The 25,529-nt window shown below is 41.4% G+C and carries 30 protein-coding genes and 3 pseudogenes; 15 read left to right on the forward strand and 18 right to left on the reverse strand.

Annotated features, from left to right (window positions below):
• The first annotated feature begins 2 nt into the window (after positions 1-2).
• Entirely contained in the window at positions 3-1,010 is a 1,008-nt protein-coding gene (holA, locus tag BWP33_RS06540) for a DNA polymerase III subunit delta (protein ID WP_040629275.1), read from the forward strand.
• An 85-nt stretch (positions 1,011-1,095) separates the two neighbouring features.
• The gene (locus tag BWP33_RS06545) at positions 1,096-1,527 is read left to right on the forward strand and encodes an NfeD family protein (protein WP_002642579.1); all 432 of its coding nucleotides are present in this window, start codon (positions 1,096-1,098) and stop codon (positions 1,525-1,527) included.
• A gap of 292 nt (positions 1,528-1,819) precedes the next feature.
• Here the strand turns inward: BWP33_RS06545 and gltX are convergent, their stop codons facing one another.
• A complete protein-coding gene (gene gltX, locus BWP33_RS06550; protein WP_002642578.1) occupies positions 1,820-3,220 on the reverse strand; it encodes a glutamate--tRNA ligase in 1,401 nt (466 codons plus the stop codon).
• Positions 3,221-3,251: 31 nt separating this feature from the next.
• Positions 3,252-3,410, reverse strand: a complete 159-nt coding sequence (locus BWP33_RS12395) for a hypothetical protein (RefSeq protein WP_155999617.1) — start codon at positions 3,408-3,410, stop codon at positions 3,252-3,254.
• A gap of 58 nt (positions 3,411-3,468) precedes the next feature.
• Here BWP33_RS12395 and metF point away from each other — a divergent pair, with 58 nt between their 5' ends.
• From metF to BWP33_RS06575, 5 genes and pseudogenes are all read left to right on the forward strand, one after another.
• Positions 3,469-4,305 carry a methylenetetrahydrofolate reductase [NAD(P)H] gene (gene metF, locus BWP33_RS06555; protein ID WP_002642577.1) on the forward strand — a complete coding sequence of 279 codons (837 nt, stop codon included), beginning with the start codon at positions 3,469-3,471 and terminating at the stop codon, positions 4,303-4,305.
• Between the two features lie 173 nt (positions 4,306-4,478).
• Positions 4,479-4,622, forward strand: a pseudogene (locus BWP33_RS06560) (glutathione S-transferase N-terminal domain-containing protein); the annotation flags it as partial.
• Positions 4,623-4,738: 116 nt separating this feature from the next.
• A complete protein-coding gene (locus BWP33_RS06565) occupies positions 4,739-5,725 on the forward strand; it encodes a DNA cytosine methyltransferase (protein WP_002642573.1) in 987 nt (328 codons plus the stop codon).
• 1 nt (position 5,726) lies between these two features.
• Positions 5,727-6,749, forward strand: coding sequence for a DNA adenine methylase (locus BWP33_RS06570; protein ID WP_002642572.1), 1,023 nt, complete (start codon positions 5,727-5,729; stop codon positions 6,747-6,749).
• The gene (locus tag BWP33_RS06575) at positions 6,736-7,842 is read left to right on the forward strand and encodes an HNH endonuclease signature motif containing protein (protein ID WP_002642571.1); all 1,107 of its coding nucleotides are present in this window, start codon (positions 6,736-6,738) and stop codon (positions 7,840-7,842) included. The genes BWP33_RS06570 and BWP33_RS06575 overlap by 14 nt, the downstream gene beginning before the upstream one ends.
• Positions 7,843-8,239: 397 nt before the next feature.
• Here BWP33_RS06575 and BWP33_RS06580 read toward each other — a convergent pair.
• Positions 8,240-8,623 (reverse strand): annotated as a pseudogene (locus tag BWP33_RS06580) (iron chelate uptake ABC transporter family permease subunit); the annotation flags it as partial.
• Between the two features lies 1 nt (position 8,624).
• On the opposite strand from BWP33_RS06580, the pseudogene BWP33_RS06585 reads away from it, so the two are divergent.
• The 5 genes and pseudogenes from BWP33_RS06585 to BWP33_RS12400 form a co-directional block, all read left to right on the forward strand.
• A pseudogene (locus BWP33_RS06585) lies at positions 8,625-8,927 on the forward strand (methylenetetrahydrofolate reductase); the annotation flags it as partial.
• Between the two features lie 173 nt (positions 8,928-9,100).
• A complete protein-coding gene (locus BWP33_RS06590; protein WP_002642569.1) occupies positions 9,101-9,706 on the forward strand; it encodes a glutathione S-transferase N-terminal domain-containing protein in 606 nt (201 codons plus the stop codon).
• Positions 9,707-9,719: 13 nt separating this feature from the next.
• Complete coding sequence (locus tag BWP33_RS06595) at positions 9,720-10,124, forward strand: ClpXP protease specificity-enhancing factor (RefSeq protein WP_002642568.1); 405 nt, start codon at positions 9,720-9,722, stop codon at positions 10,122-10,124.
• A gap of 13 nt (positions 10,125-10,137) precedes the next feature.
• Entirely contained in the window at positions 10,138-10,263 is a 126-nt protein-coding gene (locus tag BWP33_RS13155; protein ID WP_002642567.1) for a hypothetical protein, read from the forward strand.
• A 3-nt stretch (positions 10,264-10,266) separates the two neighbouring features.
• Positions 10,267-10,407, forward strand: coding sequence for a hypothetical protein (locus BWP33_RS12400; RefSeq protein ID WP_155999614.1), 141 nt, complete (start codon positions 10,267-10,269; stop codon positions 10,405-10,407).
• 68 nt (positions 10,408-10,475) lie between these two features.
• Here BWP33_RS12400 and BWP33_RS06600 read toward each other — a convergent pair whose 3' ends face one another.
• On the reverse strand, positions 10,476-11,096 hold the full coding sequence (locus BWP33_RS06600; RefSeq protein ID WP_002642566.1) for a cation diffusion facilitator family transporter: 621 nt from the start codon (positions 11,094-11,096) through the stop codon (positions 10,476-10,478).
• Positions 11,097-11,229: 133 nt separating this feature from the next.
• Here BWP33_RS06600 and gluQRS point away from each other — a divergent pair, with 133 nt between their 5' ends.
• Together gluQRS and BWP33_RS06610 are read left to right on the forward strand one after the other, a co-directional pair.
• Positions 11,230-12,126 carry a tRNA glutamyl-Q(34) synthetase GluQRS gene (gene gluQRS / locus BWP33_RS06605; RefSeq protein ID WP_002642565.1) on the forward strand — a complete coding sequence of 299 codons (897 nt, stop codon included), beginning with the start codon at positions 11,230-11,232 and terminating at the stop codon, positions 12,124-12,126.
• A gap of 208 nt (positions 12,127-12,334) precedes the next feature.
• A complete protein-coding gene (locus BWP33_RS06610) occupies positions 12,335-13,300 on the forward strand; it encodes an ABC transporter permease (RefSeq protein ID WP_002642564.1) in 966 nt (321 codons plus the stop codon).
• 25 nt (positions 13,301-13,325) lie between these two features.
• Here BWP33_RS06610 and BWP33_RS06615 read toward each other — a convergent pair whose 3' ends face one another.
• The 8 genes from BWP33_RS06615 to BWP33_RS06645 form a co-directional block, all read right to left on the reverse strand.
• Entirely contained in the window at positions 13,326-14,291 is a 966-nt protein-coding gene (locus tag BWP33_RS06615; RefSeq protein WP_002642563.1) for a peptide ABC transporter ATP-binding protein, read from the reverse strand.
• Complete coding sequence (locus BWP33_RS06620; protein ID WP_002642562.1) at positions 14,288-15,271, reverse strand: ABC transporter ATP-binding protein; 984 nt, start codon at positions 15,269-15,271, stop codon at positions 14,288-14,290. The genes BWP33_RS06615 and BWP33_RS06620 overlap by 4 nt, the downstream gene beginning before the upstream one ends.
• A gap of 4 nt (positions 15,272-15,275) precedes the next feature.
• Positions 15,276-16,163: an ABC transporter permease subunit gene (locus BWP33_RS06625; protein WP_002642561.1), complete on the reverse strand. Its 888-nt coding sequence runs from the start codon at positions 16,161-16,163 to the stop codon at positions 15,276-15,278.
• Positions 16,164-16,310: 147 nt separating this feature from the next.
• Positions 16,311-17,378, reverse strand: a complete 1,068-nt coding sequence (locus BWP33_RS06630) for a Fic family protein (RefSeq protein WP_002642560.1) — start codon at positions 17,376-17,378, stop codon at positions 16,311-16,313.
• Between the two features lie 157 nt (positions 17,379-17,535).
• Positions 17,536-18,549, reverse strand: coding sequence for an ABC transporter permease (locus BWP33_RS06635; RefSeq protein WP_002642559.1), 1,014 nt, complete (start codon positions 18,547-18,549; stop codon positions 17,536-17,538).
• Positions 18,550-18,642: 93 nt separating this feature from the next.
• Positions 18,643-20,316: an energy-dependent translational throttle protein EttA gene (gene ettA / locus BWP33_RS06640; protein WP_002642558.1), complete on the reverse strand. Its 1,674-nt coding sequence runs from the start codon at positions 20,314-20,316 to the stop codon at positions 18,643-18,645.
• Between the two features lie 103 nt (positions 20,317-20,419).
• A complete protein-coding gene (locus BWP33_RS12405) occupies positions 20,420-20,626 on the reverse strand; it encodes a hypothetical protein (RefSeq protein ID WP_158666820.1) in 207 nt (68 codons plus the stop codon).
• Positions 20,627-20,818: 192 nt separating this feature from the next.
• A complete protein-coding gene (locus BWP33_RS06645; RefSeq protein ID WP_040629223.1) occupies positions 20,819-21,625 on the reverse strand; it encodes an outer membrane protein assembly factor BamD in 807 nt (268 codons plus the stop codon).
• Here BWP33_RS06645 and rluD point away from each other — a divergent pair.
• The gene (gene rluD / locus BWP33_RS06650) at positions 21,624-22,742 is read left to right on the forward strand and encodes a 23S rRNA pseudouridine(1911/1915/1917) synthase RluD (RefSeq protein WP_002642556.1); all 1,119 of its coding nucleotides are present in this window, start codon (positions 21,624-21,626) and stop codon (positions 22,740-22,742) included. The genes BWP33_RS06645 and rluD overlap by 2 nt on opposite strands.
• Before the next feature lie 152 nt (positions 22,743-22,894).
• Here the strand turns inward: rluD and iscA are convergent, their stop codons facing one another.
• From iscA to BWP33_RS06680, 6 genes are all read right to left on the reverse strand, one after another.
• The gene (gene iscA / locus BWP33_RS06655) at positions 22,895-23,215 is read right to left on the reverse strand and encodes an iron-sulfur cluster assembly protein IscA (RefSeq protein ID WP_002642555.1); all 321 of its coding nucleotides are present in this window, start codon (positions 23,213-23,215) and stop codon (positions 22,895-22,897) included.
• A gap of 72 nt (positions 23,216-23,287) precedes the next feature.
• On the reverse strand, positions 23,288-23,671 hold the full coding sequence (gene iscU / locus BWP33_RS06660) for a Fe-S cluster assembly scaffold IscU (protein ID WP_002642554.1): 384 nt from the start codon (positions 23,669-23,671) through the stop codon (positions 23,288-23,290).
• A 60-nt stretch (positions 23,672-23,731) separates the two neighbouring features.
• Complete coding sequence (locus BWP33_RS06665; RefSeq protein WP_002642553.1) at positions 23,732-23,926, reverse strand: hypothetical protein; 195 nt, start codon at positions 23,924-23,926, stop codon at positions 23,732-23,734.
• Positions 23,927-23,965: 39 nt separating this feature from the next.
• Positions 23,966-24,565 carry a Fic/DOC family protein gene (locus tag BWP33_RS06670; RefSeq protein ID WP_002642552.1) on the reverse strand — a complete coding sequence of 200 codons (600 nt, stop codon included), beginning with the start codon at positions 24,563-24,565 and terminating at the stop codon, positions 23,966-23,968.
• Complete coding sequence (locus BWP33_RS06675; RefSeq protein WP_002642551.1) at positions 24,558-24,752, reverse strand: hypothetical protein; 195 nt, start codon at positions 24,750-24,752, stop codon at positions 24,558-24,560. The genes BWP33_RS06670 and BWP33_RS06675 overlap by 8 nt, the downstream gene beginning before the upstream one ends.
• Positions 24,753-24,804: 52 nt before the next feature.
• Positions 24,805-25,467, reverse strand: coding sequence for a hypothetical protein (locus BWP33_RS06680; RefSeq protein WP_002642550.1), 663 nt, complete (start codon positions 25,465-25,467; stop codon positions 24,805-24,807).
• Positions 25,468-25,529: the final 62 nt, after the last annotated feature.

A 25,529-nucleotide genomic window follows, 5' to 3' on the forward strand; every position in this document is an offset into this window, starting at 1 on the left:
TGATGGCAGCAATGGATTTTAATCAACTTTCAGGCAGCCTGAAAACAGGTTTGCGCCCTATTTATGTGATTCATGGCGAAGAAGAATTATTGAAAATTGAAGCACTTGAACAAATTCGGGCAGCTGCCAAATCACGTGGCTATTTGAAAGAAACTTATTTGGTGGAACAAGCGCAATTTGATTGGCAAGAATTGTGGGCGCAAGCTGCCAGTGCCGGTTTATTTGGCGATTGTAAATTGTTAGAAATACACATTCCAAACGGTAAATTAGGTAAACAAGGCAGCGAAATGATGCAACAATTCGCCGAACACCCTCTAACCGATACCAGCGTGGTCATTGTGTTGCCTAAATTGGACAAAACACAATTACAATCCAAATGGTTTGCAGCATTGGCAAAACACGCCACGATTTTGGAAATGAAAGCCGTAACAATGGCGGCATTGCCTGCGTGGATTCGGGCGCGGTTACAACAACATGATTTGAAAATTGATGCGGACGCATTGGCATTATTTGCGCAACGGGTAGAAGGTAACTTATTAGCAACTAAGCAAGAAATTGACAAATTAGCATTATTGTATCCGTCTGGTTACACCATTTCCTTGGCAGATACCGAGCAAACAGTGGCAAATGTGGCGCGATTTGACGTGTTTCAGCTTTCGGGGGCGTGGTTGGGTGGCGATGTGCAACGGGTAGCGCGATTGCTTGGGGGCTTGGAAGCGGAAGGCGATGAACCTGTGTTACTGGTATGGGCAGTGGCGGAAGACGTGCGGATGTTGATTCGGTTGGCGGCAGCATTGAAACAGGGCAAAACGGTGCAGGCGGTGCGCAATGAATTGCGTTTGTGGGGCGACAAACAAACACTCGCACCCAAAGCCGTGGCGCGGATTTCAGTTACGCGTTTGATGGCAGCGTTGCAGGAATGCGCCAAAATTGACCGCCAAATTAAAGGTGCAACCGATGGCGATGCGTGGGCAAGTTTGAAACATTTGGTCATGAATTTGGCTGTGTGATGGGTCAATTTATTTTTCAGGCAGCCTGAAAATACGCTATGTTTTTTAATTGCAATGAGTTAATTTTAATAAGGATTTTTTGATTATGGACAAAAAACGAACATTTTTTATTTGGTTGATGATGGCAGCATTTGTAACCATGTTGGCGTATTTATTTGGCGCAACGTGGTGGTTGGCAATCATTATTGGTGTGTTGGTGGTTGCAGCGATTGTTGGTGGTGCAACAGGTTTTATGTATTGGAAACAAAAGAAATTGTTGGAAAGTGCCGCCAAATTCAATATTGATTTGAAAAATGGCAAAATCAATCCAGCCGATTTGCGCCGTATGTATTTTAGTGGCGGTAAAGCGCGAACAGACGCATTATTTATCGCCAGTCGCGCCATGAATTGTTCCGTACAAGAAGCCGAACGCCAACTCAGTGCCAAAATGACCAAGCAATCCGCACAACAAGAAATGGCAAAAATTCAAGGAAAACAAAATAGTAAACAAAAACGCTGGGGAACAAAATTGCGTTAATTTATTTCAAGCTGCCTGAAAGAACGGCACGACAACATTCAGGCAGCCTGAAACCTTAGAACCTGTATTCATAGCCAACGTGAAATGGATTTTTGTCCCATTTAGTGCGAATGTAAGGCGAATTTTATGTCAATAGCATTCCTATTGGCATGAAATTCAACGCAGCAGGCGTGCCAAATGGGGCAGAAAGACATCGCGCTTGGCTGTGAATACAGGTTCTTAGAACCTGTGTTCGTCAGATTGATAACTTGGTTTTATTGACAATGTTTGCAAAGGTTTCACACCGCAACCATTATCCGCGCATGCGTTTCAATACTTCGTCTTTGCCCAACATCGCCAACACCATATCCACGCTTGGCGTTTTGGCTGTACCGCACACCGCCAAACGCAACGGCATGCCCAGTTTGCCCATCTTAATGCCTTCGGCTTCGCAGAACGGCGCGAACAATTCGTGAATTTTTTCTGCCGTCCAATCGCTTTCAGGCAGCGCAGCGAGTTTTTCCGCAAACCGCGCCATACGCGCAGGCGCATCTTCGTCCCAATGTTTAGCCACATCTTTTTCCAACGGCGTGGCTTTTTGGTAGAAATACGCGCATTCGGTTGCCAAGTCGTTCAGATTATGGGCGCGGTCTTTGACAAACGCAATCACGTCCGCCAGTTTCAGGCTGCCTGAAACCGTAACACCTTGATTTTGCAAACGTGGCAAGGTCAATTCAGCTAATTTTTCGTTGTCAGTTACTTTGATGTGTTCGGCGTTAATCCACGCTAATTTTTTGCTATCCATGCGGCTGGGTGATGCAGAAACGTGTGCCAAATCAAACCATTCAACAAATTGATTCATATTGAAAAATTCATCATCGCCATGCGCCCAACCTAATCGCGCCAAATAATTCAACATCGCTTCGGGCAAAATCCCCATGTCTTCATATTCGGTAATCGCAACCGTGTCGCCACTGCGTTTAGAGATTTTTTTGCCTTGCTCATTCAAAATCATTGGCAAATGCGCGTATTCGGGGATTTTTGCGCCTAATGCTTTGAAAATATTGATTTGTTTAGGTGTATTGTTCACATGGTCATCGCCGCGAATCACATGCGTAATCCCCATATCAAAATCATCTACCACCACGCAAAAATTGTAGGTTGGCGTACCATCGGCACGCGCGATAATCAAATCATCTAGCGCAGAATTCGGAATGCTGATTTCCCCTTTTACCAAATCATACCAAGAGGTTACGCCGTCCAACGGATTTTTAAAACGAATCACAGGTTCAACACCAGCAGGAATTTCAGGCAGCGTTTTGCCCACTTCGGGTCGCCAACGGCGGTCATACGTTGCCGTGCCTTCACGTTCGGCTTTTTCGCGCATTTGGGCGAGTTCTTCTTTGCTGCAATAGCATTTGTAGGCGTGTCCTTCGTCCAATAATTTTTGGATAAGTTGTTTATATCGTGGAAAATTTTTTGTTTGATAAACGATATTATCGGCATTGTCGGCGTGCAAACCCACCCAATCCATACCTTTTAAAATGATTTCTACTGACTCTTGTGTAGAACGTTCCAAGTCGGTGTCTTCAATGCGTAGCAAAAATTCGCCGCCATGATGTTTGGCAAATGCCCATGAATACAAGGCAGTACGCACACCACCGATGTGTAAATAGCCAGTGGGACTGGGCGCAAAACGAGTTTTAACAGTCATTTTGGTCTTTCCGTTAAATGATGAAAAATGGTTATTTTACCGTTTTTTTGCGTAAAAAAGGCAGCCTGAAAACGGATTTTTGATTTTTAGGAACAATAGATTCACGATTGTTACCATTGGCTTGAAAATAATTCACGCAGAATACAAAAATTATCCATTTGCCAAATGAACATAAAAAGACTAATTTCATGGTTTGAATCAAATCATTTTTTCAGGCTGCCTGAAAATATCTCTTGAAAGTATTTGCCATGACTCAACCCAAACAACTTAGCTTTGAATTTTTTCCCACACGCACGCCGCAAGGTCGTGAAAAACAAGTGATTACGCGTAAACAACTCAGCCAATTCAATCCAGCATTTTTTTCTTGCACATCAGGCGCAGGCGGCAGCACACGCGATGGTACATTCCAAACCATCGGCGATATTTTGAGCGAAGGCATCGCGGCCGCCCCTCATTTACCGTGTATCGGCATGACTGTCGGCGAAGTAGAAGAATTATTATTAAAATACAAAGAAATGGGTGTTCGTCATATTGTTGCATTACGTGGCGATATTCCATCGGGTATTGGTTTGGGCATGGACGGAATGCGCTATGCTAATGAATTGGTTGAATTAATTAAAAATAATCATGGCGATGATTTTCACATTGAAGTCGCCGCCTATCCCGAATACCACCCCCAAGCTCGCAGCGCGGAAGACGACATCAACAATTTCGTCCGCAAAGCCAAAGCAGGCGCAGACTCCGCCATCACACAATATTTTTACAATCCAGACAGTTACTTCCGTTTTGTAGACGATGTGCGTGGGCGAGGCGTGGAAATTCCGATTATTCCAGGGATTATGCCGATTGCCAGTTTCAGCAAATTGGTGCGATTTTCGGACGCGTGTGGTGCGGAAATTCCACGTTGGTTGCGTTTGAAACTGCAATCGTATGCGGATGACACTGCGTCCATCAAGGCATTAGCATTGGACGTGGTTACGGAAATGTGTGAACGTTTGTTACGCGAAGGTGCGCCAAGTTTGCATTTTTACACGTTAAATCAGGCGGGTTTGGTTTCTACGATTTGTCAGCGTTTAGGATATTAATTATTATAATTCAATAAGTTAAATTGAAAAACTAGCTTATCCACTCAAAAAACATTATAATTTCTCTTTTAATTTCAAACACATTTTCAGGCTACCTTTAGATGTTAGTTACACGTCAGGCAGCCTGAAAAATCTTTATCTTATTAATTAAATGATTACAAGGATTCTGAATTATGATGGTATTGTACTCTGGCATTACTTGTCCATTTAGCCACCGTTGCCGTTTTGTATTATTTGAAAAGGGCATGGATTTTGAAATCAAAGACATTGACGTATTTAACAAACCTGAAGATTTGGCGTTGATGAATCCATACAATATTTACGACCATACACGTTTGAAATTTGTCGCAAATTGATATTCAGGCAGCCTTAAAGTAGCCCTTTCAGGCTGCCTGAAATATAATATTGTCTATTCAACCCCATTCAAAATGCTATGTCTTTAACTTATATAGATTTATTTTCAGGAGCTGGCGGATTCTCGCTAGGCTTTGACCGTGCAGGTTTTCGCCAATTGCTTTCAGTGGAATTGGAAAAAACGTATTGCGAAACATACCGTACCAATTTCCCAAAACATCATGTTTTACAAACAGATTTAACAACTTTATCTAATGAAAAAATATTGAATGAACTCAATGGACAAGCCGTTGATGTCGTCATTGGCGGGCCGCCGTGTCAAGGGTTTAGCATGGCGGGCAACATTGGACGGACGTTTACCGATGACCCACGCAATCATTTGTTCAAGGAATTTGTACGCGTGGTAAGTGTTGTAAAGCCACGTTTTTTTGTCATGGAAAATGTCGCGCGATTGTACACCCATAATTCAGGCAAAACGCGGCAAGAAATTATTCAGTATTTTCAAGATATTGGATGCACGGTAAAATGTCAAATTTTAAATGCTGTAGATTTTGGTGTCCCACAACAACGCAGCCGTATTGTGTTTATTGGCAGAAGAGATAATGGCAAGATTTTGTTTCCAAAAAGTGTTCAGGCTACCTGTAAAACAGTAGGCGAAACCATTGGACATTTTCCACCTTTGCTATCGGGAGAAACACACGAACACATTGCGAATCATGAAGCCATGGCACACACGCCACAAATGCTTGAAAAAATGTCATTTATTCAAAATGGTGGCAACCGAAACGATATTCCCGAACATTTGCGCCCGAAAACAGGCGATATCCGCAAATACATTCGTTATCATCGTGATAAACCATCTGTGTGTGTTACGGGTGATATGCGAAAGGTGTTTCATTATGAGCAAAATCGTGCACTGACAGTGCGAGAATTGGCGGCGTTGCAGTCGTTTCCTGATGATTTTGTATTTTGTGGACAAAAAATTGCACAGCAACAACAAGTTGGTAATGCCGTTCCGCCATTGCTTGCCGAAGCAATTGCCCAAGCTATTTTAAAAATGAGCTAAGATGAATTATAAAAAATACCCAAAAATCAATTATATAGGTAATAAGGAAAAAATTGCAGCGTGGATTTGCGATCAACTGCCCGAAGATGTGAATACGGTAGCTGATGTGTTTAGCGGTGGTTGTTCGTTTTCATTTGAAGCAAAAAAACGTGGTTATCGCGTGATTGCTAATGATATTTTGTTGATAAATCATCAACTTGCTTTAGCTTTGATTGAGAATAATCATGACATTTTAACCGATGAAGATGTGAATACTATTTTTTCAGGCAGCCTGAAAAGTGGTTTTATGACTGAACATTATGCGAATGTGTTTTTCTTTGAAGATGAATGTAAACAGCTTGATTATATTCATGAAAATATTTCAGAATTAGTCAATCCATATAAAAAAGCGTTGGCGTTTAGTTTGATGCGCCGAGCCATGATTCGCAAAATGCCGTATTCACGTTTCACTATTCCTTGGGAAAAGATAAAGCAGTTGCGAGATGAAGAATATAGTTATGCGAAATACGGTCGTCGCCGTGCGTATCACAATGAAACGTTTGAAAGCCATTTTCGGCAAAATTTGGCAGCATACAATCAAGCGGTGTTTGATAATGGTAAAACGCATCAGGCATTCAACGAAGATGTGTTTGATTTATTGAAACATATTCAAGCCGATGCGGTGTATCTTGACCCCCCGTACACGGGTACGATGAACAATTATTTTGGTTTTTATGGTTTATTGGATAGCTATATTTCGTCAGCTATTCAGCAACCGTTTAATAATCATTTTATGGATAAAAAGCAGGTAGTTGAATTGTTTGAACGATTGATAGGCTGCCTGAAACCGTTTAAATACTGGCTCTTGAGTTATAACAATGTGTCGCACCCCAATCGTGAAGAATTAGCGGCAATGTTGGCACAAGATGGGCACAGCGTCAAAATTTTGGAAACACCGCACGTTTACAAAGTTACGGGCAAAGAAAATAAGCAAAATCACAAAGAAATTTTGTTTTTAGTGGAAAATCATCATGCAAATTTATGAGAAATATTGGGAATTAACCAATGAGTTTACTGATTACAATAATGTGCGTTTTTGTACCGTATTGGAAATTTGTTTAAATTTTATTGATAACCATAAAAATCAATCGTATACCAATGATTTATATAATGAATTGCAAACTAAAATTCAGCAAAACCCTGTCATGATTTCCACAAAAACAGGGCAATATAAAAATTTGGCATCTGTGCGAAAATCCATTAACCAATTGATTAAAATGGGATTTATTGAACCGTTTTTGTCAGGCTATACGCCGTTATCACGCGAATATATGCAAGCCAAAACCAATCAGAAACGCCGGATATTGTTATCAAAAATTGTGTACACACATTCAGGTTTTACGCGTTCAGTAACTAAACATTCTGATATTCGCCAACTCAATTTCTTGATTAAAACACTGGTGGAACACCCAAATGGCAAATTGAATAAAGCCGAAATTGCCGCATTGATGTTGGTGGATTTGGTAAATTTTCCACGTGATTATTTGACGGAAGCTGAATTAAATCACTATTTGCAACAAGGTTCACAGTCAGGTTTTATTGAAAGAAAATACAATCAAATTAGCTATTTGTGGAATTTGCTTGCTAAATTAGATGATTTGCAATGCGTGGGCGATGATTTGTATTTTGCCGAAGACGCACAACGTATTTTTGGCGATTTAAGTACAAGCAGTACACGCAAACGCGACCCTTATCTGCATCGTTTGTACAAAAATCAATTGCAAGAAGAAAGTGAAGAGCAATACGGTGGCGTGAAATGTATGCTGGAAAAATTAGCGTATCCTGTTTTGGTAGCAAGCCATATCAAGCCGTTTATTTTGTCGGACGACACCGAAGCATATGACCCTAATAACGGTTTATTGTTGAGCCGTACTTTGGATAGCTTGTTTGATTTGAAATATATTTCGTTTGATGATGCTGGCAATATGTTGAAATCGCAAAGATTATCTGATGATGTGTGGCAATATTGGCAAAATGTGAAATTAGATAGTGTTTTGTTAAACGATGAACGTAAGCGATATTTATCACAGCATCGGGAATTGATGAGAGAAGCAGATTTGAAGTTTCAGGTAGCCTGAAAATCCATTATAATCGCGCCTATTTTTCATCTAGATAACAGCGTTTTCAGACAGCCTTTCGGTTCACGATAATTTTTGATGACGCAAAATGTAGGGTAGATACCGTTCGCCAACATCTTGAATAGTGAATGATATTTTCTGGTAGATAATGCACGCCCTACCTTTTATCTTGTACCAAACAATTGTAGGTCGGCTTTCCAAGCCGACAAAAGCAAGCGTTAAAAGATTTGTTGGCTCGGAGAGTCAATCTACGCTTTATCGTGTACAAAAAAGTAGTCTAAAACCTTTGCAAAACCCCTAAATTTACAAATTTAAAAAAATAACCAATTGAAATTTTAGGGATTTATTTTTTATGGCTATCAAAAAATGAGGTTTTGCAAAGGTTTAGGCCTGAAAGCTATCGTGCAGGCTGCCGCATCAATAACCCTAAAAATAAAACCGTCCCCAACACCCCAAACACCGTCGCCACAGGAATCTCAAACGGAAACACAATCACGCGCCCAATCACATCACACAGCAACACCAGCGCCGCCCCCAACAATGCCACCGCAGGCAGCCCCGCACGCAGTTTGTCGCCCATGATTCGACTCACAATATTCGGCACAACCAAGCCAATAAACGGAATATTCCCCACCGTAACCACCACCAGTGATGTAATCAGCGCAACAATCACCAAGCCTGCCCACAGAATCACATTGCTGTTAATCCCCAAATTCACGGCAACCGTTTCGCCCAAACCCACAATTGTGAGCTGGTCGGCAATTAAATAAGCACCAATCGCCCGTTTTGTAGACGATGTGCGTGGGCGAGGCGTGGAAATTCCGATTATTCCAGGGATTATGCCGATTGCCAGTTTCAGCAAATTGGTGCGATTTTCGGACGCGTGTGGTGCGGAAATTCCACGTTGGTTGCGTTTGAAACTGCAATCGTATGCGGATGACACTGCGTCCATCAAGGCATTAGCATTGGACGTGGTTACGGAAATGTGTGAACGTTTGTTACGCGAAGGTGCGCCAAGTTTGCATTTTTACACGTTGAATCAGGCGGGTTTGGTTTCTACGATTTGTCAGCGTTTAGGATATTAATTATTATAATTCAATAAGTTAAATTGAAAAACTAGCTTATCCACTCAAAAAACATTATAATTTCTCTTTTAATTTCAAACACATTTTCAGGCTACCTTTAGATGTTAGTTACACGTCAGGCAGCCTGAAAAATCTTTATCTTATTAATTAAATGATTACAAGGATTCTGAATTATGATGGTATTGTACTCTGGCATTACTTGTCCATTTAGCCACCGTTGCCGTTTTGTATTATTTGAAAAGGGCATGGATTTTGAAATCAAAGACATTGACGTATTTAACAAACCTGAAGATTTGGCGTTGATGAATCCATACAATCAAGTGCCTGTATTGGTGGAACGTGATTTGATTTTATTTGAATCCAATATTATTAATGAATATATTGATGAACGTTTCCCACACCCCCAATTGATGCCAGGAGACCCCGTGATGCGCGGACGTGGGCGTTTGGTGTTGCATCGTTTGGAAAAAGAATTGTTTGTTCATGTGCAAACATTGGAAAACACAGCAGCTTCTGCCAAAGAACACAGTAAAGCGCGTGAAGCCATCGCCAATGGCTTAACCATGATTGCACCAGCATTCACGAAAAATAAATATGTATTGGGTGATGAATTTTCTATGATTGATGTGGCGCTTGCACCGTTGTTGTGGCGTTTGGATCATTACGATATTAAATTAAGCAAAGCCGCTACGCCTATTTTGAAATCCGCCGAACGCATTTTCCAACGTCAAGCCTTTATTGATGCACTGACACCAGCCGAAAAAGCCATGCGTAAATAAGGATATAATAATCATGAGTGAATCCAGCAGCACATCAACCAAACCTTATTTAATTCGCGCTTTATATGAGTGGTGTTTGGACAATGGCTACACACCATATTTGGCGATTTGGGTCAATGAATACACGCGTGTACCACAACAATTCGTTCAAAACGATGAAATTGTGTTGAGCATCAGCCAAAGTGCCACAAAAGATTTAATCATTGATAATGAATGGATTAGCTTTCATGCGCGATTTGGTGGCGTGGCACAAGAAGTGTGGGTACCTGTGAATCATGTGATGAGCATTTTCGCCAAAGAAACGGGCGAAGGCATGGGCTTTGAAGTGATTCCCTACACACCAAATGAGTCCACGATAAACGAATCCATGATAAACGAACCGAACGCCAAGAAAAAAGTCCTGAAATTGGTTAAATAATAGGAAGTAAATCATGAAAAAATTTTGGATTTTGCTGTGCATGGTGGTGGCATTGTCGGCTTGTGTCAATAATGGTTCAGGCAGTAATCAAATTTACGGCACAATAACTGGTGGCGTGGAAAGTACCAAACATTTTTAAATCATGAAAATGAAATTATTGGTAATGTTTTTTGTGTTGGCAACATCGGCTTGTGCAGTGGTGCATCAAGCCAGTAATGGCGCGGCATATGGGGTGTTTACGGGTGGATTGTTTGATTGGAGTGCCATAATTTTTTCTCATTAAACAAAATATGTCACCCAACCGAGTAGATTGACAAAATTATTTTTCAGGTAATCTGAAAGGTTTTTTTGTCAATCTGTTTGTGGAACGCGCTGCTCTTGCAACTCACGCAAAGCGTTACGCGTGATGCCCCAGCCACTTCTTAAAATCAACACGCTTAATACTGTACTTGCCAGCGTGTCCACCCATTGCCAGCCCCAAAAATACGCACACAACCCAGCCACAATCGCTACCACCGACCCAGCAATATCCACTAAAACGTGTAAATACGCTGCCCTAATATTGATATTGTTGTGATTAGCAGCAAGCATAATTTTCGCTACCACTCCATTCGCAACCAACCCAGACAATGCAATCGCTAACATCGGTAAACTATTTATTTCACTTGGGCTTTGCCAGCGTTGCCATGCTTCAAATAACACAAAAATCGCTACAGATAACAACGATAAACCATTAACTACCGCTAAATGTCGTGCCCATTTTTTTACCCACGTCAGCGCAAGTAACGCAATTGCCAATCCCAAGCTGTCATTTAACATATGCCCAGCGTCCGCTATCAATGCCAAACTGTGCGTCAGGTACCCCCCCACATATTCCACCAACATAAACAACATGATAATTGCAAAACTCATTAACAAAATTTGTGTATTGTCGTGATGATGTGCGTTAGAATGTGTGTGCAGATGAGTCATGTTATATAGTAACCTACTGAAATTAATAATAAATAATTCTAACATATTTTTTTCAGTTTGCCTTCCAAATGCATGATAAAAAATCTTTTTAGATTGCCTGAAAATTGAATTCACATTAACCCAATAAGCCATTATGAAATACATAGGACGATTCGCCCCCAGCCCCACAGGTTTACTACACATTGGCTCGCTGCTGACCGCCGTGGCAAGTTATGCCGATGCGCGATTTCATAGTGGTAAATGGCTACTGCGCATGGAGGATCTCGATCCGCCGCGCGAAATGCAAGGTGCAGCTGATAATATTTTGTTTACACTAGAAAAATTTGGTTTTGAGTGGGACGGCGAAGTCGCGTATCAAAGCCAACGCCACGCATTTTATCGCGATGCACTTGATGATTTACGAGTGCGAAATTTGGTGTATCCGTGCGATTGCAGCCGTAAAGATTGGCACGAGAAAGCTCGTTTGGGCGCGGACGGTTTTGTCTACAACGGTGCTTGCGCCAACAAAAATATTTTCAGGCAGCCTGAAAAATCTCCAGCATGGCGCGTGCGCGTTCCTGATGAAGTCATTGAATTCGATGATGAAATTGTTGGGCATTATGCCCAAAATTTGGCGCATGATATTGGCGATTTTGTGTTGTTGCGCGCGGACGGTTTTTGGGCATACCAATTGGCGGTGGTGGTGGACGATGCGGCGCAAGGCATCACGCATATTGTACGCGGTCAAGATTTGCTGGTGTCCACGCCACGCCAAATTTATTTGCAACGCTGCCTGAATGCACCTACACCACATTATGCACATTTACCTTTACTAACCAATAAGTTAGGTCAAAAATGGTCTAAGCAAACACGCGCCGATGCGATTGATGTGAATCAGGCAGCAGCACAATTGCGCCAAGTAATGAGTTATTTAAATATACCCACCGCGCCCGACACCAATCAACCTCACGATTTGCTTAATTGGACGGTGGCAAATTGGCAAATGACGCGTGTCCCCAAATCGGCTATTTGCACACAACAGCAACCATAAATAACAATAAAATTCAACATATTATTTTTATTAGAATAATTATAGTTGTTTAAAATAAAAATGAGGTAAGTCGACTGTCAAGTACATAAGGGAGTGGGCAATGTAGTAGCATTTTTAATTTTAAACGACTATTATTAATTAGGTTCTAATAGTGCTTTCAATTTAAAACATTTAAATTGAGTTTAATTATTTTCAGGTAGCTTGAAACATGAAATCTAGCAAAAAACTCATCTTTATCTCACTTATTCTCACGTTTTGCTTATTTATTGGCAGTTTATCTGTTGGCGTAGCGAATTTTTCTTGGGCGAATTTATTTTCAGGCAGCCTGAACGATTCCAGTCAAATTATGTTAATCAGCCGTTTACCACGTACATTTGCGATTGTGCTAACGGGCGCGTCTATGGGCGTGGCGGGCATGATTATGCAAATTTTGTTAAAAAACAGATTTGTAGAGCCGTCTATGGTCGGCGCAAGCCAAAGCGCGATTTTGGGTTTGTTGCTGATGACGTTGCTGCTGCCTGCCGCGCCTTTGTTGGCAAAAATGTCAGTGGCGGCGGTGGCATCATTATGTGGAATGTTGTTATTTATGGCGTTAATCCGTAAATTGCCACCGACTGCGCAACTGTTGGTGCCGTTGGTTGGTATTATTTTTGGGGGCGTGATTGAATCGGTTTACACGTTTATCGCGTATGAAACCGAAATGTTACAACTGATTAGCGTGTGGCAAAGTGGTGATTTTTCGGGCGTATTGCTTGGGCGATATGAATTGCTGTGGATAACAGGTGCGTTGGCAATTGGTGCGTATTTGATTGCCGACCAGCTAACGATTGTGGGCTTGGGCGAAACGGTTGCCGTGAATTTGGGGATTAACAGCAATGTGATTCTGTGGGCAGGCTTGGTGATTGTTGCGCTGATTACATCACTGGTGGTGGTTACGGTGGGGAATATTCCGTTTATTGGCTTGGTTGTGCCGAATATTGTGAGTCGAATCATGGGCGACAAACTGCGTGCGGGGCTGCCTGCGGTGGCATTGTTGGGGGCGGCGCTGGTGTTGCTGTGTGATGTGATTGGGCGCGTGATTGTGTTTCCGTTTGAGATTCCTGTGGCGACGGTGTTTGGGGTGTTGGGGACGGTTTTATTTTTAGGGTTATTGATGCGGCAGCCTGCACGATAGCTTTCAGGCTGCCTGAAAGATTTATTTAACCAATCTCTTCCAAACGAATACACGCCACTTGCCTACCTTTCCATTCACGTAATGGCGGTTCGGTTTGGGCACACGTGCTGGTGGCGTGGGGGCAGCGTTGGTGTAATGCGCAGCCTGTTGGCGGATTCAATGGGCTGGGCAATTCGCCTGCTAATTTCAAATCAGCTTTATGTCCGTTCACGCTGGGTGCGGCGGCGAGTAAGGCTTGTGTGTAGGGGTGTTGTGGTGCAGCAAAAATCGCTTCACGAGTGCCGTGTTCCACTACTTTTCCCAAATACATTACCATCACATCATTGGCGACGTGTTGTACCACCGACAAATTATGCGAAATAAATACATACGCCGTCTGAAATTCATCTTGTAAATCCATAAATAAATTCAATACTTGCGCTTGAATAGACACATCTAATGCGGACGTTGGCTCATCTGCTACCACAATTTTTGGGTTCAGCATCATCGCACGCGCCAAAGCAATGCGCTGACGTTGTCCACCTGAAAACATATGCGGATAACGCTGTGCGTGTTCGGGACGTAAACCCACTTTTTGCATTATTTCCACTACTTTGGCGTGTTTTTCCGTGCGCGATAGGCGGGTGTGAATGGTCAAAGGTTCGGTTAATTGATATTCAATGGTTTGACGTGGATTCAGGCTGCCATATGGATTCTGAAACACCATTTGAATTTCAGTACGCAATTGTTTTAATTGTGATTTACTTAATTTGGCTGTGGGCTGATTGTTAATCAATAATTCGCCATTGTTCGGCGATTCAATCAACGTAAGCTGTCGCGCCAACGTGGATTTGCCACAACCTGATTCACCCACTACCGCCAAAGTTTTTCCTGCTTCCAGCGCAAATGAGACACCATTCAAGGCTTTGACGTATTTTTTTGGCTTACCCAAACCTTGTGAAACAGGATAATAACGTGCCAAATTTTTCGCTTCTAAAACCAATCGCGTCATGATTGAACTCCTTTTTGTGGGGCTTGAATATGAATGCAGCGTACGATGCCATGCGCGTGCTGCTGCACAGATGGCGGCGTGTGGCAATGCGCTTGCACATGCGGACAACGCGGCGACAACAGGCAGCCTGAAGGTCGATCGTATTGGCTTGGCACAACACCTGATAAACTGTGCAAGCGTTTTTGTCCTACTGACAATTCAGGAATTGCCGCCAGCAGAGCTTGCGTGTATGGGTGTGCAGGCTGCCTGAAAATATGCGGTACTTGATTGGTTTCGACCACTTGCCCTGCGTACATCACAGCAACATCACGCGCATTTTCCGCCACCAAGCCCAAATCATGGGTAATTAAAATCATTGCCATTTGTTTTTCATGCTGTAATTTTGTTAACAGCGACATAATTTGTGCTTGTACGGTTACGTCTAATGCGGTTGTGGGTTCATCTGCAATCAGCAATTTGGGTTCGCACGCAATTGCCATCGCAATCATCACGCGTTGACTCATGCCGCCAGAAAGTTGATGTGGAAACACTTTCAGCCGATTTTTCGCATCGGGAATTTCCACCAAATCCAATAATTCCAACACCCGTTGTCGTGCTGCTGCGCCTTTTAAACCCAGATGTGCTTTTAGTACTTCGCTGATTTGCGTTTCTACGGTAAAACTGGGGTTTAGGCTGGTCATTGCGTCTTGGAAAATCATGGCAATATCTTTGCCAATGATTTGGCGTTTGGCTTTAGCGGACAATGTTTGCAAATTTTGACCGTTGAATAACAATGTGTCTGCGGTTACTTTTGCCGATGCAGGCAGCAAATCCATCAAAGCCATCATGCTAACCGATTTGCCCGAACCTGATTCGCCCACCACTGCCAACACTTCGCCTTGTTGCAATTGTAGGGAAACATTGTCTACTGCGCGAAATGCACGTGCGCCTTGTCCAAAGGTAACGGCTAAATTATCAATTTGAAGTAGGGGAGTATTCATTATTTTAAGATACCTGTTTTAATTTGGGGTCAAGCGCATCACGCAAACCATCGCCAGTTAAATTCACCGCCAATGCAGATAAAAAAATGGTCGTGCCAGGAAAAATAGCTAACCAAACATTACTTTGAATGTATTGGCGTGCCGTTCCCAACATTGCGCCCCATTCGGCATCGGGTGGTTGCACGCCAAAACCCAAAAAGCCAATTGCGCCTGCTTCCAAAATCGCAGCTGAAAACATCATCGTTGCTTGAACAATCAAAGGCGCAAGGCAGTTGGGTAACACAGTAATAAACAACAATCGTGCCGTACCTGCGCCCATTACACGTGCTGAAGTAACGTAATCGCGTTGCAATTCCACCAATGCTGTTGCCCGAGTCAAACGGATAAACGGTGGCAAACACACCAACGCAATGGTAATAATGGTGTTGGTCATTGATGGACCCAAAATTGCCGCGATAATAATCGCCAACAGTAGACCAGGGTAGGACATCAAAATATCGTTAACCAGCATCACGCCTTTGCCCCAAAATTTGGACCAAAACGCCGCCGATAGTCCCAAACTAATCCCCACAATCATGGATAACAAAGTAGCACACAAACCAATAAACAGCGAATAACGCGCGCCATACAATAAACGCGATAAAGTGTCACGTCCTGCATCGTCTGTGCCAAGTGGGAAAGCTTTATCGCCGCCCTCCAAAAACATGGGAGGCAATTGTTCTTTGCCAGTGAACAATTCGTAAGGGCTGTGCGGCGAAATCACCGATGCGAAAATCGCCAATAAAATCATTACCACTAAAATAATCAGCCCAAGCACCGCACCTTTATTGGTACAAAACGTGCGGTAAAACAATTGCCATTGAGTTGGCGGTTTGGGAGTGGTTGTGTTCATGGGAAACTCCTGTATTTCATTATGTTGACTCTTTCAGGCTGCCTTACAGCACGCGATAAAATATTTAGGTAGCCTAAAAAAATATTTTGTTAATTTATTCGCTGGATGTGTCGTTCTTCAGGCAGCGTGAAAATTAAATATCATTAACTATCGAGTCAAAATATCAAACAATGCAATATTAATATAATAATTACTACGACCTTTTTTCTGTTTATGTAAAAACCCTGCTTGGGTTAATTCATCTAAATATTTTGTTGCCGTGGGGCGTGAGATATTCAATTCATGAGTCATAAATTCAATTTTAGTATAGGGGTGTTTGAACAAATGATTAATTAAATCTTGACTGTAAAAATCAAACTGTTGCCGAATTTTATGTTTATACTCAAGAAGTGCGGATTTAATATTTTGAATAGTATCAATACTTTGTTTTGCAGTTTGTTCTACTGCTTCTAAAATATATAAAATCCATTCTTCCCATGCGCCAGTATTTCTGACTGCTTGTAATAATCGGTAATATTCATCTTTATTTCTAACTAAATAACGACTTAAGTACAAAACAGGGATATCCAGCAAACCTGTTAGAACCAAATACAATACATTAATAATACGCCCTGTTCGTCCATTACCATCATAAAAAGGGTGAATACTTTCAAATTGATGATGAATCAATGCCATATTAACCAAAGGGTCAAATTGTGGATTTTCCTGATTAATGAATTTTTCCAAATCAGACATTAATGTAATGATTTCATCAGCCTGTTGCGGTGGTGTATAAACCACTTCTCCAGTGCGGTTATTTTTCAGTGTTGTTCCCATTTGCTGACGAAATCCTGCATGATTTTTTTCCAATTCAGCCTGTATGGTTAAAATATGGTTATTTGTCAGCATGTTATGTTTTGATACTAACAAAAATCCACAATGCAAAGCCTGAGAATAATTTTGAACTTCTTTAGTGGCTGCATTCATTGGATAATTTGGTAACAATGAATGAAACAATTCATCATGCGTGGTAATAATATTTTCAATTTCGGAACTGTCTTTCGCTTCTTGTAAAGATAGTGTATTTATCAAAATGCCTTCATTTGGAATGCTTTTACAAATACCCTTTAATTCAGCCAAAGCACGATGAGCAGAAGTGAGTTTTCTTAATATAGGCAGCGTTTCAATATCTATATTAGGCGGAAATTGATAAACAGAATAATTATTATTAATCATTTATTTGAATCTCATGTTAAAAAAACGAGATTTTTTTATCATATCAAAAATAATGTATAAAAAAAATCGTGTTTCTTTTACAATTAAAATATAATTAATTGATATAATTATATTTATTTGGTTTTAAAATAGCTGAACTCTTCAGGCTGCCTGAAAATTAAGCATGGCGAATGCGCGGATTAATCAAGCCGTACAAAATATCCACCAACAAACTGACCAGCATCAAACTTGTTGCCACCAACAAAATTCCATTCTGAACAATCGGATAATCACGATTATGAAAACCGTCTAATAACCAATTGCCGACTCCTGGCCAACTAAAAATGGTTTCCGTCAAAATTGCACCAGCCAACAAAGTCGCCATCTGTAAACCAACTACCGTAACCACTGTAATCAATGCGTTACGCATCACATGAACCAAAATCACACGCGCGGGCGACAAACCTTTGGCTTTTGCTGTGCGCACATAATTCTCGCCCAACACTTCCAAAAATGCTGAACGCGTCATTCGCGCAATCATCGCCAACGGAATCGTAGAGAGCGCAATAGATGGCAATACAAAATGTTTTAGTACATCAAGAAATGCACCAGATTGATTACTCATTAATGAACCCAGTAGCCACGAACCGTAAAACGGTTTCACGTCCAAAAATTGAAACACGCTAATCACACCCGATACAGGCAACCAGCCCAAATGATGAGCGAATAAACCCGTTAAAATCGGGCCTAATAAATAAATGGGCATGGAATAACCTGTTAATGCACCACTCATTAATGTGTAATCTAACCATGAGCCACGTTTCAATGCCGCCACAATCCCCAATGCAATCCCCAACGTCGTAGCAATCACCATGGCACACAATGCCAATTCCAAAGTTGGTACAAAATGTGCGAGAAAATCGTCTAGTACAGGTGTGCGGTCGCGAAAAGAAACGCCAAAATTACCTGTAAAAATATCTTTTAGATAATTAAAATATTGTATTGGCAAAGGTTTATCTAAACCTAAACGTTGCATGGCGGCTGCGTGTAAGGCGGGATCCACAGCTTTTTCGCCCATCATCACTTCCACTGCGTCGCCTGGAACCATGCGAATCATGGCAAATGTGGACAATGTCAGCCCCAAATAAACAGGGATTAAAATCAGCAATCGCCGTAAAATAAATAAAAACATAAAAATTCCTTATTCCTCCTATTTTCAGGCAGGGACTGCGCGTCCAGTGAAATAATATCAACCAATCATTTTCAGGCTGCCTGAATATTTGAATCAACGTGTTACAGGTTTGTATTTAATGCGTTTGGGTTTGGCACCTTCTTCGCCTAAGCGGCGTTTTTTGTCGGCTTCGTATTCTTGGTAGTTGCCGTCAAAGAACACCCATTTTGAATCGCCTTCGCACGCCAAAATATGCGTGGCAATGCGATCCAAGAACCAACGGTCATGCGAAATCACCATCACGCTGCCCGCAAATTCCAATAAAGCATCTTCCAATGCACGCAAAGTTTCCACGTCCAAATCGTTTGACGGTTCGTCCAACAACAATACGTTTCCGCCAGCCAACAAAGTTTTTGCCAAATGCAAACGTCCGCGCTCACCGCCCGATAATTGCCCAGCGATTTTACCTTGGTCACTGCCTTTGAAATTGAAACGCCCCAAATACGCGCGTGCAGGAATTTCAAATTGTCCGACTTGCAAAATATCGCGTCCTTCAGCGATGTTGTCAAACACCGATTTATCGTTTTGTAAACCTTCACGACTTTGGTCAATTAAGGACATTTTTACGGTTTGACCGATTTTCACGCTGCCTGAATCGGGTTGTTCTTTGCCAGAAATCAGTTTGAATAGCGTGGATTTACCCGCACCGTTCGCACCAATCACGCCAACAATCGCACCAGCAGGAATTTTAAAACTCAAATCGTCAATCAATACTTTGTCGCCGAATGATTTAGAAACATTCACAAATTCAATAACTTCGTTACCCAAACGTTCTGCTACAGGAATAAAGATTTCTTGGGTTTCATTGCGTTTTTGGTACTCATAATTGGACATTTCTTCAAAACGTGCCAAACGCGCTTTGGATTTGGCTTGACGACCTTTGGCATTTTGGCGCACCCATTCCAATTCTTGTTTCATTGCTTTGACGCGTGCAGCTTCAGATTTGGCTTCGTTTTCAAGGCGTTGTTCTTTTTGTTCCAACCAAGATGAATAATTGCCTTTCCAAGGAATACCGTGTCCGCGGTCTAATTCCAAAATCCATTCCGCCGCATTATCCAAGAAATAGCGGTCGTGGGTAACGGCAACCACCGTACCGGGGAAGCGTACCAAAAATTGCTCTAACCACTCAACCGATTCTGCGTCCAAGTGGTTAGTTGGCTCGTCCAACAGCAACATATCGGGTTTACTCAACAACAATTTGCACAAAGCCACACGGCGTTTTTCACCACCCGACAAGTTACCAATTTTCGCGTCCCATTCAGGCAGCCTTAAAGCATCTGCGGCGATTTCCAATTCATGTTCTGCGCCACCGCCCGTGCTTGAACCTGCGGCGATAATCGCTTCCAAACGCCCTTGTTCTTCTGCCAATGCGTCAAAATCGGCATCGGGTTCAGCATAGGCGGCGTACACTTCTTCTAGACGTTTTTGTGCGGCAGCGACTTCACCCAAACCGCTTTCTACTTCTTCGCGCACGGTTTTTTCGGGGTCAAGTTCGGGTTCTTGCGGCAAATAACCGATTTTTAAGCCGCTCATCGGCACGGCTTCACCTTCAAACTCTTTGTCCACACCAGCCATAATGCGCAAAACGGTGGATTTACCTGCACCGTTCAAACCCAATAAGCCAATTTTTGCGCCAGGTAAAAAGGATAGAGAAATATCTTTAATAATGGTTTTTTGTGGCGGAACAATTTTGCTCACGCGAAACATTGAGTAAACATATTGAGACATATTTTTTATCTTTCTATTTATAAAATAAAGGGTTAAAAATCATTTTCAGGCAGCCTGAAAATAAAAATCGGGCGATGTGACAGAAACGTACTTTGTACAACATCTAGCACATAAGGAAGCGGACAAGCAGCATTTTTGATTTTAAACGACCACACTTATCCAATTCACGATTTTCATGATGGTAATGTTCTTTATGTCGCTTTTCTGTTGGCACAAAAACACGGTTTCTCCAGATGATGATATTTTTGGGTGTATTTATATCTTGTGAAGTTTGAGCGAGTTGCCTTTTGATTGGTGCGTCTTTCATCATGGATTCTAGAATTGAATAATCAAAATTAACAAACCAAGAATAATTAACAATCTATTTATATTTATTTGATTTTCAAATTAGAAATAATGCATTGTTAATTACCCCAGTAATCTGAAAATGATTTTTGTAAATTTGTTTTTCAGTTTACATCACGAACAAGGTTGCCTGAAAAATAACATTAATTCAATGATTTTATTTCCAATAACGCCACCATGGCATATCATCAGCTACCCAACCCTTTTGTAAATATGGGCTATTGGGGAAATTGTGTTGCAGAACTTGACGCACATCTTCTGCTAATCGAGGTTTGTCCATTTTTTTGTAGGTAAAAATCATGATTGCCAAAGATTCTTCTACAAAACGCGTATTTTGGAAATTCTCAATCACGCGTTGAGCGCGATTATTGGCAGCAACGTATGCACCGCGTTTGGCATAATAGCGAGCGATGGCAATTTCATGCCCACCCAACGCATCCACTAATTTTGCCATGCGTTTAGTGGCATCTGCTGCGTATTTGCTGGTAGGGTATTTTTTGACCAGCTCTTCAAATGCGTAATAGGCTTTGCGGTTGGATGCAGGGTCGCGGTCTGCCCAATCTTGCGATGCCAATTTGCGTAAAAACGATTGCTCTTCGGCGAATAATACCAAGCCTTTCAAATACAAAGCGTAGTCCATATCGCGGCTGGCAGGATAATTTTGTTTAAAACGCGCCAATGCAATTAAGGCTTTTTCGGGTTCTTCATTTTTGTATTGGGCGTAGGCGGTGTCTAACAAAGATTGTTCAATGTAGCGCCCTTCAGGCTGCCTTGCGCGTAAAAGTTCATATAATTTGGTGGCTCGCGTATAATTACCGCTATTTAATTCATTGCGTGCTTCGCTATAGAGTTGGTCAGCAGTCCAATTTTGTGTGATTTGTGCGTCTTTACTGATTTTACTTTGGTTGGCGGCACAGCCTGAAAGTGCAGCCACAACCACAACACTAAATAGAAATTTTTTCATGGAAAATCCCAATCAAATTTTTGAAAATGACCATTATAACGAAGATTTGCCTTTTCAGGCTGCTTTATCATCGGAAAACCTATTATTGAATGTTCCCAACGAGTTGGCAGGTATGCGACTGGACGCGGCATTGGCAAAAATGTTACCTGATTATTCACGCAGCCGCATCACGACTTGGATTAAAGATGGTTTGGTCTTGTGCAATAACCAAGAAGCATCGCCTAAAGATAAATTAATTGGTGGTGAAGAATTACACATTCAAATTCAACAAAGTGATGAAAATCAAGCATTTGAACCTGAATTGATGGATTTGGATATTGTATTTGAAGACGATGCAGTTATTGTATTGAATAAACCTGCTGGTTTGGTGGTACACCCTGCGGCTGGCAATTGGACGGGGACGCTGTTAAATGGTTTATTGGCGCATTGCCCGGAATTGTCGCAAGTACCACGCGCTGGGATTGTGCATCGTTTGGACAAGGATACCAGTGGTTTGATGGTGGTGGCGAAAACTTTGCCTGTGCAAAATCATTTGGTACAACAATTGCAAAATCGCAGTGTGAAGCGTATTTATCGGGCAGTGGCTGATGGAGTTGTGCCATTTGATGGCAAAATTGAAACGTTGATTGGGCGCGATCCACACAACCGCTTAAAAATGGCAGTGGTAAAATTTGGTGGCAAAGAAGCCATTACGCATGTTAAAGTTTTGGAACGTTATCAATCACATAGTTATATTGAATGTTCACTGGAAACGGGACGCACGCATCAAATTCGCGTGCATATGCGTGAAGCGCGACATCCTTTGGCGGGCGATTTGGTGTACGGTAATCCGCGCCATGTTTGCTCGCAGCCTGTGAAAGATGCCGTGAAAAAATTGGCACGACAAGCCTTACATGCTTATCGGTTGAGTTTTGTTCACCCAAAATCGGACCAATCCGTATCGTTTGAAGCTCCAATACCAGATGATATGTATTATTTGTTGTCGGTGTTGAGATTAGAGAGTGGTTTGGATTCATCGCTTTCCAAAGAAATTGAGTGGGCGAATGAATTTGCCGATGATGAAGACGATTGGAATGAAGATGATTATGATGTGGAAGTGATGTATGTGCGTGATTAATTGGGTTGAGTTATTTTTTGGCTGCAACCTTTAGTAAAATGTCAACTTGAGTGTCATTCAAAGCAATGGGGCAATGAATAACTTATAATAATTATTTGATTTTAAATATAATAATTAACAACTTATTCATTGCCTTAGCGATTATACATTGCTTAAACGTGGAAGCTTTCGCCACAACCACAGCTTTCTTTCACATTTGGATTTTCAAATTTGAATCCTTCTTGTAAGCCTTCTTTGGTGTAATCCACTTGCGTGCCATCTAAATAGACTAAACTTTTGGGGTCAATGAAAATTTTCACACCAGATTGTTCAAATACGGTGTCATCTGAATCAATTTCATCAACAAATTCAAGAGTATAAGCCATTCCAGAACAACCGCTGGTTTTGACGCCAATGCGAATGCCTTCGCCTTTTCCGCGTTTGACCAAAAAATTTTGAATGTGACTGGCTGCATTTTCAGTTACGGTAATCATTTTATAATCCTTTGATTTTATTTTTAAAAATGCAGCCTGAAAGCAAAATAGATTTTTCAGGCTGCCTGAAATTTACGCGCTATGCTTTTTCTTATAATCAGCAACCGCCGCTTTAACCGCGTCTTCTGCCAAAATAGAGCAGTGAATTTTCACGGGGGGCAATTCCAACTCTTCGGCGATGTCACTGTTTTTAATGGCTAATGCTTCATCTAAACTTTTGCCTTTAACCATTTCGGTAATCAGGCTAGATGATGCAATGGCTGAGCCGCAGCCATAAGTTTTAAATTTGGCATCTTCAATCACGCCTTGTTCGTTCACTTTGATTTGCAAGCGCATCACGTCGCCGCAAGCAGGTGCGCCCACCATGCCTGTGCCGACCGACTCATCGCCTTTGTCAAATGAACCCACGTTGCGGGGATTTTCGTAGTGGTCAATCACTTTATCGCTGTATGCCATGATGTATGTTCCTTGTGTTTAGTTTTTGGTTTAAAAAGGTTTTTTGTTAATAAAAAGGTTTCAGGCTGCCTGAAAACCAACGTAGTTAGTTTCTGTGAAGCTAAAATTATTCAATGCGCCGCCCACAATGGTTTGCGTTTGTGGAAAAGTGGTGTTCACGTTTTCCAAGCGCGAAATGCTGTGTATCAGTGCCACAATGTTTTTCTTGGCGAGAAAACGGTTTTGGGCTTGGGTTAATGTGAATTTATTTTGCATGGTTTTATGCCGTCTTAAAGGAGCGCAGGCTGCCTGAAATTATTCCATTGCCGACAAAATCAATTTTGCCAACAAACGCGTATCTGCGGCTTCAAAAGCGGCTTTCATGGCAGCATACCACGCGCCTTTGTCGCTTTCCAATGCGGTCATGGAAATGCGGTAGCCGTTGGTTGCGGCTAAATCTTGCAACAGCAGGCGCGTGATTCTGCCGTTGCCCTCAATAAATGGGTGTACCGCATTGAATTCGCTGCAATAATATGCGCTTCGTTGAGCAAAATCTTCACGATTTAAGCCGCGCAAAAATTGTTCATTTTGCAATTTGCGCCACACATCGCCGTAAAACGATACGATAAATTCGGGGCGACAAAACGGGATTTCGCCGCGTCCTGTGGTGTATTGGCGCAATTCGCCTGCCCATTCGTATAATTCGCTGAACAAGTGTTTATGCAGTAACTGGATTTCAGGCAGCCTGAAAGTCGTTAAAGTCGGGCGCGTAATCGTTTTAATGCTGACTAAACGTGCTTCAAATGTTTCTAATTCCACGCCTTGTAAGTTCATTTTATTTTTGAAATACGGCGTTCCTGCAATAATTAAACGGTCGTAAACGGTTTGTTCATGGGCGAGTCGGGCGTTATACATTTTGTTGATAAGGGCTTAATAATTTAGCCATCGCCAAACGTTCAAATTCTTGATTACTAATGTTTTGTTTGGCTAATTCAAGCAATTCGTTTAAAAAATCATTGCCCATATCCATGTGTTCAATCAAATTGCTGGCGTGGGCTTCTAATAGTGTTTGGCAACGCTGTTCGAGTAAATGTGGGGGCATGGCGTTTCCTTTTTCGGGCAGCCTGAAAGTAGGTTGGATAACAATATTTTCTTTACAATAAATATTGAGTAGCTAATTTTTTTAAATCATCAATATGTCTAGCATTCCAGCCATTTGCTAATGCCCAATTTCCAATATATTCAGGATTTTCTTTAATACCAAGTTGTTTCAACTTTTTAAATTCATTGATAGCGCTTTTTTTATCAGAAGGATGAGCTAGTCCAGTTGTTAAATTAACAACATTTGTCAAACGGCGTAACACTTCTTCAACTTTAGGATTTAATACAATTTCCTGATTATTCGGAGTACCATGTTTAATCTCTAATCCGTTATTTTTCCAAATATTTTCCCAGTTATTTGCTTCTTCCATATTCCACGAAATATAGATAATATTACTGTCTGGATGACTATCTGAAGTAATTTTATTCATATCACGAAGAGTGCAATAAACAGCCAGCACAATCCCTTGCGATGTTTGATCGTTAATTTGATTTGGTAATAAAAAATCTAAATTATTAACCTTTCCTCCTTTTGATAATTTTTTTGATAAATTAGGAGTTAAATTGTCTAATAATTTTCCAATATTAGTACTTTCAAATTGCCCTTTTTTAGGAAAAACAAGATGAATAGGTTGATTAAAACTATATGCAAAATTTAGAGCATTTAGAAAAATTTCATCAATTGAACCTTCATTTTTATATAAAAATTTATTCATTTGAATTATTCCATTTATAAAATTAAGTTTTACTTTATCAGGCAACCTAAAATCCTATTTTA

Source organism: Simonsiella muelleri ATCC 29453 (assembly GCF_002951835.1).
Taxonomy (GTDB): Bacteria; Pseudomonadota; Gammaproteobacteria; order Burkholderiales; family Neisseriaceae; genus Simonsiella; species Simonsiella muelleri.